The following is an 11,534-nucleotide window of genomic DNA, read 5'->3' on the forward strand; positions in this document are numbered from 1 at the left end:
ATTGGCTGTATAAAAGGTGTTTTGATCCCTGTCTCAAAAACGGGGGTCAGTCCCCCGATGCCAGCTTTTTTTCTTGGAATTATTCGCCGCCTTCTAGCATTGCGGCTTCCACATCATTAATATATTGGCGAAGCTCATGAGAGATGTCCCGGGAAATTTCCCGCTCCTCAAAGAGCGTCTGAATCTCATTTCTGATCGCCTGCACAGCCTTCAGCTTCACTTCCAGCTTCTGATTTTCAAAATGGGCGTTCGATTTATGTTCGTGATGGCTGTGCTCCAATCTGAAAATTAATTGTTTATAAAACGAGATGACAGATAAAAATACTTCCTTATGTTCTTCCGGTATATGCTTTTCCAAATGTCCTATCGCAGCTTTAGCCGTTTTAACCCTAGTTGCTCTCATTAATCCCTCTTCGTTTAAAATCGACATCTCCGGCTTTTTATGTTCTCCGAAGAAAATCCAATACATCAGACGTTTCAGCCTTGATTTTGATAAACCGACTTTAAACGGGTTGGCATACAAAATTTCCAATTCATTAAACCGTTCTTGCAGAGCGTTTGCCGTTTCTTCCGGGATGTCTCCCCGCTCCAGCAGTTTCATCAGTTCTTCCTGCTCGGCTTTAATCCCTTGAGCACGGACTTTCCGTTCATACTTTTTTATGCGGGTTGACGTTGTATATTGCTGAAAACGAAGGTTTTTCATTTTCTCATTGTATTCGGCAATGACCGCAAGAGACGCCGTTTTATTTGTATCATTCATGTCTTCTTTAATCGTTTTGAGAGCCGTTTTAATCAGTTTGCGTCTCGCCGTCAGCAGCTTCTTATTTTTTTCTTCGTCATCTTCTTCTTTTTCTGTCAGAAGCGGAAGCACGAAGGTGGCAATAACAAGCGTGCATAAAATGACGCCTGCGGCTAAAAAGAGAATCAGATTTCTTTCCGGAAACGGTGTGCCATCCTCCAGGAAATATGGGATGGAGAATGAACCTGCAAGCGTAACCGCTCCCCGCACACCTGAAATGGAAATTAACAATGTAGAACGAAGTCCCGGCTTATAAATGGTTTGATCTTTATTAAAGAACCACTTGCCGTTCCAGAAGAACAGCACCCACAGAAATCTAAGAAGCATTAACGTAAATGTAATGACCAGAATATAGCCGATCACTTTCATGTTGCTGATCGCTGTATCGTTAAAAATCACCGAAATGACATCCGGAATCTGTGTGCCAAGGATGACAAAGACAAGACCGTTCAAAATAAATAAAATAATGTTCCACGTACTCGATGAGACAATTTGCAGCTTCACCATCGTCGATTCGAGACGGTCCTGTTCAACCGCATGCGTAATACCGCCCGCCACAACGGCTAAAATGCCGGAAACACCGATTTCCTCCGCTGCCAAATAAATCACAAAAGGCGTCAGAATTTGAATCAGCATGTGCATCGTGACATCCTGCATGCCAAGGCGGCGCAGGAATAGACGAAAGCGGATAATCAAGAACGAAATGACAACCCCGCACAAAAGGCCGCCAACAGAAATAAACACAAAGCTGACAGCTGCTTGCGCCAGTGAAAATGCCCCGGTAACCGCTGCGGCAATCGCAAATTTAAAGGCGACCAGACCTGATGCATCATTCATCAGCCCTTCCCCTTCAAGCAGGCGCAGAATTCCTTTCGGCATCTTCACCCTTCCTGATAATGCGCTGACAGCGACAACATCAGTCGGTGAAAGAATGGCTGCCAGCCCAAAGGCCGCTGCCAGCGGAATATCAGGAATCATCCAGTGGATCGTGTATCCTCCTACAATCACAGTCGCAAATACAAGGCCAAGTGCAAGCAATAAAATTGGAGCTCTTAAATTCCAAAGCTCCGCCCGAGGCGTCCTCTTTCCATCATTAAATAGAAGAGGCGCAATAAACAAGACGAAAAACAATTCCGTGTTTAATTCAAAATGAAGCCCCTGTGGAAATGAGGCGGCAATAATCCCAAGCGCCACCTGAATCAGAGGCACTGGAATAAGCGGGATAAACCGATTGACAATGTTAGAAATCGCAATAATAGCCAGTAAAACAAGGACGACTAAAAATATGTCCAAATGCATAACCTCCTTAATCTGCTGCATATCTGCATGATGAGTTGATAAATATTTGTCCGAAGAGGCTGAGGCTTGCAAAAGATAAAGGATGGCCTTACATCCAATACTGGATTCCGCAGGAGTCTCCTCCACACTAGTCTTCTTTTATAGTACCCTTTTTAGGGTATTTTTTCTCATGATATGCTCATGGTGAACTTTTTTGCCGCAAAGCAAAATCAAAAAGAGACAGGGGCAATCCCCCTGTCTCTCATCTCAATTATGAAAATTCATCCCGTCAGTTGTCGCTTTAATGATACCGGCGCGAATGACGAAATCACCGAAGTGCTCACCTTCCTCGCGTTCTTTCGCATAGCGGGAAAGCAGGACGCGCAGCTCGCTCAAAATGTCTTCTTCTCCGATATTTTCGCGGTACATTTTGCTTAAGCGGCTGCCGTCAAACGCAGCGCCTAGATACATATTATATTTGCCAGGCGCCTTTCCGATAAATCCGATCTCTCCGAGCGCATGGCGGGCGCAGCCGTTCGGGCAGCCTGTCATGCGAATGGTAATTTCCTCATCACGAAGACCGTTTTCGTCAATAATCTCATCCACTTTATCTAAAAGAGACGGCAAATAACGTTCTGCTTCAGCCATCGCCAATCCGCAGGTCGGAAGAGCAACACACGCCATAGAGCTGCGGCGGAGCGCTGTATAATGCTTTCCGTCAGTTAACCCGTATTGATCGATTAATGCGTTGATTTCATCCTTTTTCTCGCTTGGAACATTGCCGATAATCAAGTTCTGATTGGCTGTCAGACGGAAATCGCCTGTATGAACTTTAGCAATTTCACGCAAGCCTGTCATCAGCTTATAATCCTCGTAATCCGTCACACGGCCGCCTTCGACAAACAGCGTAAAATGCCATTTATCTTCAATGCCTTCCACCCATCCGTAGCGGTCGCCGTTATGATCAAAATGGTACGGCTTCGCTTCTTCCAGGCTCCAGCCGAGACGGTTTTCCAATTCCTCTTTCACTGTTTCCAAACCGAGGCGGTCAACTGTGTATTTGAAACGGGCATTTTTACGGACGGAACGGTTTCCGTAGTCACGCTGAATCGTAATTGTTTTTTCAGCAACGTCATACATTTGTTCAGGGCGGCAGAATCCAATTACCTTGGCTAACTGCGGATATGTCGCTTTGTCGCCGTGCGTCATTCCCATACCGCCGCCGATTGCCACGTTAAAACCGATGAGCTTGCCATCTTCCACAATCGCAATGAATCCGAGATCCTGTGAAAAGACGTCAATGTCATTTGACGGAGGAACCGCAATACCGATTTTGAATTTCCGCGGCAGGTAAAGCGGCCCGTACATCGGCTCGACTTCTCCTGCGTCAGGCGTGCCGGCCACTCTTTCCTCATCAAGCCAAATTTCATGATACGCTCTTGTTCGGGGCAGGAGATCATCACTTAATTTTTTGGACCATTCGTATACTTCAGAATGGATTTCAGACTGGTAAGGATTCGATGCGCACATCACATTCCGGTTTACGTCCCCGCAAGCCGCGATTGTATCCAGAAGAGCCGAATGGATCGTCTGAATGGTTTTTTTCATGTTCCATTTTAAAATCCCGTGCATTTGGAACGTTTCACGCGTCGTCAGCTTTAGGGTGCCATTACCGTATTTCTGCGAAAGATCATCCATCACGAGCCATTGCTCAGGCGTTGATACGCCGCCCGGCATACGGACACGCAGCATGAACTGATAAGCCGGTTCAAGCTTTTGCTTTTGGCGTTCATTGCGGAGGTCCCGGTCATCCTGCAAATAACTGCCGTGGTGTTTCATCAGGCGGTTATCATCATCCGGAATTCCCGCACTGATCCGATCCAGCATCACTTCTTTCAGTGTGCCGCGCAAATAATCGCTTTCTTCTTTAATGCGCTCGACGTCACTTGGAGGAGAGCCGTCCGGTGCTTTTAAGATTTTGGTCACCATGTTGAAAAACTCCTTTCAGGTCAAATCAGTATACATCACGCTGATAACGTTTTTGCTGCTGCATATCGGCAAGATAAACTTCCGCTTCTTCACGGGTCATATTGCCTTCTTTTTCTATAATTTCTAAGAGTGTGTTATGGACATCGTGTGCCATGTGCTTTTCATCTCCGCAAATGTAAACAGCCGCTCCTTCTTGAAGCCATTCAAACAGTTCTGCGCTCTGTTCAAGCATGCGGTGCTGCACATACACTTTTTCTTCCGTATCGCGTGAGAACGCTACGTCCATTTTTGTCAGCACGCCGTCTTTCAGCCAATTCTGCCACTCTGTCTGATATAGGAAATCTGTGACAAAATGCTGATCACCGAAGAACATCCATGCTTTTCCTTCAGCTCCCGTCTCCTCGCGCTCCTGCATAAAGGAACGGAACGGCGCAACGCCTGTCCCAGGGCCGACCATGATAATCGGTGTTTCAGGATCCTTCGGAAGCTTGAAGTTCTGATTATGCTGGACATAAACCGGCAGTGTGTCTCCCGGCTGCAGACGCTCCGCGCATAAAATCGAGCAGACGCCTTTTCGTTCGCGGCCATGCGCGTCGTACCGAACTGCACCAATCGTTAAATGCACTTCATCCGGGTTTGCGGATAAGCTGCTCGCAATTGAATAGAGGCGGGCCGGCATTTTTCGAAGAATGGATACAAACTCCTGCGCCGTTACACTAAACGGCCCATAATCCCGGATCAGATCAAGCAAATCGCGCCCTTCAATATACGCTTTCACTTTACCCTCATTTCCCGGTGCTAAAAGCTCTCTAAGCTCCTCGCTTCCCGTCAAATGAGCAGCCTGTTCAAGAAGCGGCTTTGTGAGAACAGTAATTTCATAATGAGAAATCAGCGCTTCTTTCAGCGGGCGGACATCGCCTTGCTTATTCAGCGTCACAATTTCTTCGGGGTCCCAATTCATTTCCTGAAGCAGCAAATCGACAAGTACCGGATCATTTTCCGGATAGACGCCGAGGCTGTCACCAGGTTCATACGTAAGGCCTGATCCTTCAAGAGACAACTCTACATGGCGTGTTTCTTTATTTGATCCGCGGCCGTTTAAATTTAAATTTTCTAACACTTCCGCCCGGAAAGGATTTGTTCTTGAATACGCAGATTCACCAGTTTGAGGCGCTGCGGCCGGCGCAGGCGCGGCGCTTCCGCCCTCAGCTTCACTTAAGCCCTCAAATACGCTTTCCAGCCATTCAGCAGCCGGCTCATCATAATCCAAATCACAGTCAACGCGCGGAGAAATTCGTTTCCCGCCAAGCTCTTCCAAGCGCTGATCAAATTCTTTTCCTGTCTGACAGAAGAATTCGTATGAACTGTCACCAAGCGCCAAAACAGAAAAGCGAAGATCATCAAGCTTAGGCGCCCGTCTTCCGTGCAAAAATTCGTGAAACGACAACGCGTTATCAGGCGGCTCACCTTCGCCATGCGTACTGACGACAATCAGAAGATTGTTAATTTTCTTGAGCTGGTTCGGCTTAAAGTCGCTCATGGATGAAACGGTGACTTGAAGGCCTCGCTCCTCAAGCTGCTTGCCGGCGTTCTCTGCAAGCCCTTGTGCGTTTCCCGTCTGTGAACCGTAAAGGACGGTGACTTCTTTTGAAATGGCCGGTGCCGTTACACCCGCAGACACAGCAGCCGGCGCCCCCGATGTTTCCAGGACGGAAACAGATTGCGCTGATAAATAGCCGCTCAGCCAGATTTTCTGAGATTCTGTCAAGGTTGGCAGAAGGCGGTTAAGGAGCTCTGCCTGCTCCTGATTAAACGGACTGTTCATTACCTGAAGTTGCAACGTATCCACCTCACAAAATTGTATAAACTGATCGAAATAGTATCTAATTGAACTTTACCGGAAGACACACCGCAAGTAAAATATATTTACATGATGATAACGATTAAGATTATTAATGATAAAACCCCTTTGTCTCATTTAAATGAAGTAAAAAGAGAAGGCCTCCCTTCTCTTTCAATCAGCATTCTTATATAAATGAGGGGGCACAGCACTCACAAACGGACTTGGTTCACCGATAGAAGAAACGGTCAGCCCGTGCATGGCCCGGGTGCAGGCAGTGTACAGCAGCCTGCGGTCGTGCTCTGTTCTATATTGTTCTTCTGAGGCATCATAGACAAGTACTGCGTCAAACTCAATTCCCTTCGCTAAATAAACCGGAATAACACAGACTCCCTTTTGAAACGTTTGGTTTTCTTTATGAATCAGCCGGATATCGGTATATTCGCTCATTTGAGCGTGTGCCTGTCTTGACTGCTGCGCCGTTTTGCAAATAACAGCAATGGTTTCATGCCCTTTCTTTCTAAGTCGCCCAATTTCTCGCGTAAGCTTTTGACAAAGATCCTCGCGGCCCTCGCTTTTTAACACGCAGGGCATTTCCCCATCTCTGTTAAAAGGCTCAATGTCCGCCCCATCCTGCAGCAGCGCTTTCGTCAATTCCACAATTTGTCTCGTTGATCTGTACGTTCTTTTTAAATGGACACATTCAGCCTGCTCTTTTTCAAAGCCGGCATCCATACGTGCTGCACCGTTTATCGCATGGGCGTAAATAGACTGATTGATATCACCGAGCACCGTTATGCTGGCAGACGGAAAAATACTCCTTATATACGCCATCTGGAATGGAGAATAATCTTGAGCTTCATCGATAAATAGATGTTTGATCTGCGTGTTTTTCTTTCTGCCTTCTAGCAAATCCTGCAAATATAGAAATGGAGACGCGTCCTCGTAAAGCAATTTATTTTCTCCAAATGCCGACCTTGTCAGCTCCCCTATTGCTGCCGTCGCCTCTGTTTGAGCTTTGCTTCCCCAGTCAGAAAACAATTGCAGATACAGCTGTTTGACATCAAGAAACGCCAGCTGCCTGACCGCCTGTTTAATTGGTTTGAAGGCCTTCTTTACAATCATGGCGGCAAGCAGCTGCTGTTCTCTCTGATGATCGTTAAATGTACTCTCACTAAACCGTTTTCTTGCCTGCAGCTTTTTGTACACTTCCAAATATTCCTCTTTGTCGAGAAGCTCGGCTTCCTGAACGACCCAATCCTTTCGCCGTTCCTTTTTCTCCAGCTTGTTAAGCTCACTCAGCAGCCAATTTGCCGTTTGTTCCATCCGGTTCGGAATGGACAGGCTTCGATCAAGCCAGTAAAAATACGCTTGGACTTGTTCCTTTGTGATCAGTTTTTGTCCGCGGAAAACGATATTTTTAAAGATCATACCTTCAGAAGACAGCCTGCTGGCGTATTCATCAATAAATTGCTGAAAAGATAAGCCTGCCTTCCACGTGATTCCGGCAAGCCTTGATTGAAAACTGCCATCTTTTGTTTTGGTCAGGCAATATTCCAGCTGATCAAAGGGGTTTTCACATTGAAACTTGCGGCCAAGCCGATGCTCGATATATTCCTGAAACGTCGCCTGTTCCATATTTTCTTCGCCTAATTCAGGCAAAACAGAGGAGACATAGCTGTTAAACAAAAAGTTTGGGGAAAATAAAACGATTTGTCCGGCATCAATTACACCGCGGTTCCTGTATAACAAATAAGCGACACGCTGGAGCGCTGCTGACGTTTTTCCGCTGCCTGCCGCACCCTGCACAATCAGAAATTTGCTTTTTTCATTTCGGATAATCTGATTTTGTTCTTTTTGAATCGTGGACACGATGTTTTTCATTTGTGTATCAGAGTGATGGCTTAATACCTCTTGCAGCATTTCATCGCCGATCGTCATATCAGTATTAAACATCGCTTTGAGAGCGCCGTTTTTAATGATAAACTGGCGCTTCAGCACCATTTCCCCTTCTATCGTTTCGCCGGGAACCTCGTATTCAGCTTTTCCTGGGGAATAATTATAGTAAAGGCTTGATATCGGTGCTCTCCAATCATAAATCAGAAAGTGTTCCTCCTGCTCATCCATACAGGATGCTAAACCGATATAGATCTGCTCCGCCTGTTTCTCGCCGTTTTCAATAAAATCAATCCGGCCGAAATAAGGCGATGCTTTTAATTGATGAATTCGTTTGAGCTGCTGATCCATATGCCGATGATTCCGTTCCCGATCAGACAGCAGCTCTGCCTGCTGCTTCATGCTTGCCATCGTTTCAACCGCTTCATGGACGTCATCAAAGTTAACCGTGACATCCTCCCAGAAGTTTTTTCGTAATCCGATAATATCATGCTTTAATCCGCCCGCGGACGTTTCGAGAAGCCGCTCTTTATTCTCGAGCTCCTGCAGTACATCATCTATTCTTGACTGCTCTTCTTTCCATTCCTTATCATGCTGATTCATGAACGGCACCTCCAGAAAATAGTTGACAAACGAAGAAGAAATAATGTAAAATAGAATTGGATATATATTTAATATATGATAAAAACAGGCAAATACAATTTATAATAGCACATTCACCCAACATCGTTCAAGGTTTGGGTTATTTATATGCATAAAAAAACCGATTTCAACTCGAAATCGGTTTTTTATTTTAAGATTTCACATTCTTCACTGTTGTACGTGCTTTTTTTAGGTTGCGAAGCTTCTCTTTCTTTAGTCTCGATTCCTTATTCCATTCAATCTTCGATATAATATATCTTTTTCATTTTAAAAACATACAGAGCTTTGCCGTGTTTGTCAGTTCATGTCACGTGAAGAGTGACTAAACTGGCTGTATTATCATCCATATAGCAACTAAAATCAATAGCCTTTCATCCTTGCTATCATACCTATAGACGCAGTAAAATAGTCATTTTTCATCCAATTTCGACATATTTCAATAAAATAAAGTTTCTAATTTGGGAGATTAGGACGATGTTACATTATTTCTCGCGATTTATGATAAGAACATGAAGAAAGAACCAGAATAATCTAGGAGGAAATACTCAGTGAAGAAAAAGCTATATATGATGTTGCTGGCTTTCGTTGTAGCCGTAACTAGTTTTACGGCTATTGACCTAGTAAACAACAAAGCGGAAGCTAAAGATTGGGTTAAAAGAGGTCAAATATGGAGTACTCATTACCATTCGGGCTCATTTAAAAACTATACTTACTCGCCAACTTTTCATATTTATTATCCAGGGCAAGGAACTTGGGCCAACATTACGGCAAACGGATCAGGCAGCGGGAAAATTACAGCAACTCTGCAACAAAAGACAAATAAAGGCTGGAAAAATGTGAAAACTTTTTATGCAAAGAAAAAAGGCTCTACAAATTTAAGTTACAAACAAGCTTCTAAAAGCTACAAAACAAATTACAGATTCAAATTCACTAACACAGGAACTAAAAAGACCATCAGCTATACATTTTGGGCTACTTATTAATTTCAAACAACTTTGCTCTGCTCGGTCAGCATTTGAAAGGACTTTGATCCAGCTGGCTGCAATAAAAAAACCTCTCCGACATGGATGAGGTTTCTTTTATTTACTGGCTATCTAAGCGAAAATAACGGTTTGGCAGCTTCCAATTAAACATATAAGAACAAACGCGGCATACGACAAGCACAAAAAACAGCGCGTATAAACCGATCGAGTTTCCGGTCCAGCCCAAGCCGACGATTAAACCGCCGAGCGCCGCCCATACCGCATAGATTTCCGCTTTCAGCACGAGCGGCTTGCGCCCGGCAAGCAGGTCGCGAATGATTCCTCCGCCGCTTCCCGTCAGCACCGCAGCCACGATAACGGCACTAAGCGGATGCCCCATTTTGACGGCGTACAGGGCGCCTTGAATAGCGAAAGCTGCAAGACCGATCGCATCCGATAAATTTCCCCATTTGTTCCAATGCTTCAGCAGCAGCTTCGGAAACAGGAAAACGATCGTGATGGATATCAGAGCGATTTGAAAGTACGCACCCTGCTCCCACAAAGCTGACACAGGAACACCGATCAGCAAATTGCGGATCGCTCCTCCTCCAAAAGCTGTGACAATCCCTAATATATAAACACCTAAAATATCATATTCTTCTTCCATCGCAACAATTGCGCCGCTGACCGCAAACGCAATGATGCCGATCACACTGAGCAGCTCCCAAGCCATTCTGATGACTCCCTTTATATTTGTTAAATTTTCTGACGACCTCTAGATTTTATAACCGCTTCAGCTTAAAATCAATAACATTTTTATGATAAAAAAAAGATAAATGTAGAGGGAAAACAGTAAACGCCGATCCGCATGAGTCTGCCGCTGGTAGTGCCTATCATGTGTACCGTAAAAAAAGCGCCCTGCATTCGCGGGCGCTTTTTTCTTATTCAGATTTTTCGCCTTTTAGAAGGCACATAAAAATGATGATCAGAATAAAAGCAATCAAGGCCAGAAACGGAATGGTCACAAAACCAAACCAGTTAATATATTGACCCGAGCAAGGCACACCGCTTACACATGGCTTGATGCCGCTAAAGCCCGGCACTTTTTGCTCCAGATAATGCATAATCGAAATAAATGCGCCGATAATCGCCATCGGCAGCACATATTTTTTCACGCGTGTGTCACCCTGAAAGGTTGCGATTCCTAAAATCAGAACGAGCGGATACATGAGAATACGCTGGTACCAGCACAGTTCACACGGGATGAACTTTCTGATTTCACTGAAATACAGGCTGCCCAGCATGGCGATAAGAGCAACAACCCAGGAAGCATATAAAAAAACAATTCTATTTTTCATTCGCTTACTTCCCTTTCAGCTCTTTTTCTATCGTTTCTTTAATTTCTTCATAATCCGAAAAATTACTGATCACTTTATCATTAACGTAAATCGTAGGCGTTGCTTTTATGTTCATTTTATGATTAAGGTCAGAATCCTTTTCCACTGCAGAAGCAAATGTTTCTTTATCAAGATTATCCTTCAGCGTATCAGGGTTTACCTTTGTCGTGCTTTTTGCGATATCACCGAGAACCGCTGGCGTTACCCATTCCTGTTCTGTGTCCGGCTGCTTGTCAAACAGCTTTTCATGAAATGCCCAGAAAGAATCAGGATCTTCTTTCCATACTTCCTCTGAGGCAAGAGCCGCTAACGTTGAGCCTTTTCCATGGAACATGACGTTCACGAAAGAAAATTTCACATCGCCCTTGTCAATAAAGTCTTTTTGGATTTTGGGGAAGATGTCGCTGTTAAACACCTTGCAAGACGGACATTTATAATCTCCGAATTCCACTACCGTTACCGGTGCATCATCTTTGCCAAGCACAGGCTGGCCTTTGATAGACGGCTGTCCTGACACTGCTTCGTTGCCTTGCTCCGTTTTGTTATTAATGATGACAATTGCTGCTAATAAGACAACAACGACAACCGTAAGGATGACCGCGAATTTCGCAGAAGACTGCTGTTTCTTTTTCACTCTGACACCTCATCGTTTTAAAATTAAAAAAGAAGCGGATCTCAATGACCCACTTCTTTATTTTAACAAGACAACCGTCTATAAGAAAAGCCCGAAA

8 protein-coding genes are annotated in these 11,534 nt (G+C 44.7%); 1 reads left to right on the plus strand and 7 read right to left on the minus strand.

Going from position 1 to position 11,534, the window contains the following annotated elements; translation table 11 throughout:
- Positions 1-79: 79 nt before the first annotated feature.
- The 4 genes from LNN34_RS17120 to helD form a co-directional block, all read right to left on the minus strand.
- A complete protein-coding gene (locus tag LNN34_RS17120) occupies positions 80-2,092 on the minus strand; it encodes a Na+/H+ antiporter (RefSeq protein ID WP_044160335.1) in 2,013 nt (670 codons plus the stop codon).
- Positions 2,093-2,344: 252 nt separating this feature from the next.
- Positions 2,345-4,066, minus strand: a complete 1,722-nt coding sequence (gene cysI / locus LNN34_RS17125) for an assimilatory sulfite reductase (NADPH) hemoprotein subunit (protein WP_229043927.1) — start codon at positions 4,064-4,066, stop codon at positions 2,345-2,347.
- Positions 4,067-4,091: 25 nt separating this feature from the next.
- Positions 4,092-5,906 carry an assimilatory sulfite reductase (NADPH) flavoprotein subunit gene (locus LNN34_RS17130; RefSeq protein WP_229043929.1) on the minus strand — a complete coding sequence of 605 codons (1,815 nt, stop codon included), beginning with the start codon at positions 5,904-5,906 and terminating at the stop codon, positions 4,092-4,094.
- Positions 5,907-6,080: 174 nt separating this feature from the next.
- Positions 6,081-8,405, minus strand: a complete 2,325-nt coding sequence (gene helD / locus LNN34_RS17135; protein WP_229043931.1) for an RNA polymerase recycling motor HelD — start codon at positions 8,403-8,405, stop codon at positions 6,081-6,083.
- A gap of 587 nt (positions 8,406-8,992) precedes the next feature.
- On the opposite strand from helD, the gene LNN34_RS17140 reads away from it, so the two are divergent.
- On the plus strand, positions 8,993-9,427 hold the full coding sequence (locus tag LNN34_RS17140) for a hypothetical protein (protein WP_059353548.1): 435 nt from the start codon (positions 8,993-8,995) through the stop codon (positions 9,425-9,427).
- 100 nt (positions 9,428-9,527) lie between these two features.
- Here LNN34_RS17140 and LNN34_RS17145 read toward each other — a convergent pair whose 3' ends face one another.
- The 3 genes from LNN34_RS17145 to LNN34_RS17155 form a co-directional block, all read right to left on the minus strand.
- The gene (locus LNN34_RS17145) at positions 9,528-10,139 is read right to left on the minus strand and encodes a trimeric intracellular cation channel family protein (RefSeq protein WP_044159108.1); all 612 of its coding nucleotides are present in this window, start codon (positions 10,137-10,139) and stop codon (positions 9,528-9,530) included.
- Between the two features lie 208 nt (positions 10,140-10,347).
- Positions 10,348-10,764 (minus strand): disulfide oxidoreductase, encoded by a 417-nt coding sequence (locus LNN34_RS17150; protein ID WP_024122840.1) that lies wholly within the window; start codon positions 10,762-10,764, stop codon positions 10,348-10,350.
- A gap of 4 nt (positions 10,765-10,768) precedes the next feature.
- A complete protein-coding gene (locus LNN34_RS17155; RefSeq protein ID WP_059292554.1) occupies positions 10,769-11,437 on the minus strand; it encodes a DsbA family protein in 669 nt (222 codons plus the stop codon).
- Between the last annotated feature and the right edge of the window lie 97 nt (positions 11,438-11,534).

The organism is Bacillus sp. AF23, from assembly GCF_020861455.1.
In the GTDB taxonomy this organism is placed as follows: Bacteria; Bacillota; Bacilli; order Bacillales; family Bacillaceae; genus Bacillus; species Bacillus halotolerans.

Excerpts from the sequence above, each read along its gene's own strand:
- cysI (WP_229043927.1), bottom strand. The coding sequence starts at position 4,066 with ATGGTGACCAAAATCTTAAAAGCACCGGACGGCTCTCCTCCAAGTGAC.
- helD (WP_229043931.1), bottom strand. The coding sequence starts at position 8,405 with ATGAATCAGCATGATAAGGAATGGAAAGAAGAGCAGTCAAGAATAGAT.
- LNN34_RS17145 (WP_044159108.1), bottom strand. The coding sequence starts at position 10,139 with ATGGCTTGGGAGCTGCTCAGTGTGATCGGCATCATTGCGTTTGCGGTC.
- LNN34_RS17150 (WP_024122840.1), bottom strand. The coding sequence starts at position 10,764 with ATGAAAAATAGAATTGTTTTTTTATATGCTTCCTGGGTTGTTGCTCTT.